Below are 705 nucleotides of genomic sequence, written 5' to 3' on the forward strand. Positions count from 1 at the left end.
ACGGCCCCGGTGCTCCTCGACGGCCCGCCCGCGGACGCGGCCGGGCCGGGGACCGCCCCGTACACCCTGGTGACCGTCTTCGAGCCGATCGGCAGCCTCGCGGGCGACTCCGAGGGGCTCGGCGAACTGCTCGCCGGCGCGCTTGCGCTCGCCGCGCGCGGGACCACCGTGGTGCTGGCCGGCTGGGGGCCGCCGGAGCGCTGCGCCACTTCCGGGGTGCTGCGGGTGGCCACCCGGCTGGCCGATCCGCTGCGCAGCGCGCGCAGCTGGCGTCCCGCCCGGCGGGACGATCTGGAGGAGGTCGCCGGGCGGGCCGGGCTGAAACCGGACGGCTCGGGCCGGGTCTCCTGTCCCTTCGGGTACGCCGATACCGACAGTGCCGTACGGGGGCTGCTGTCGACCGGCCTGTTCGACGCGGCGATCGCGGCGACCGACGCCAAGCAGGTCGACAAGGAGCTGACGGAGGCCCTGCACCGGCACCGCCGCCCGGACGGCACCGTGTGGATGCCGAACGTCTTCCGCTACCTGATCGCCCGGGTGCCCTAGGGATCGTCTTCAAAGGTGATCAAGTGATGAGGGATCATGCTTGTCGTGGTGCGTCGTCATGAGCTTTCGGATGCCGAGTGGGCAGTGTTGTCGCGGTTCCTGCCGAGTTCGGGGACCGCAGGGCGGCCCCGTTTGGACGACCGGGTGGTACTGAACGGG

Annotated in this window: 1 protein-coding gene; it reads left to right on the forward strand. The window is 72.9% G+C overall.

Annotation, left to right across the window (positions count from 1 at the left end; translation table 11 throughout):
• Positions 1–546: SAM-dependent methyltransferase (locus tag GT045_RS33380; protein ID WP_161336484.1), on the forward strand; the 546-nt coding region annotated here is incomplete at its 5' end.
• Positions 547–705 lie beyond the last annotated feature (159 nt).

Source organism: Streptomyces sp. SID486 (genome assembly GCF_009865385.1).
Taxonomy (GTDB): domain Bacteria; phylum Actinomycetota; class Actinomycetes; order Streptomycetales; family Streptomycetaceae; genus Streptomyces.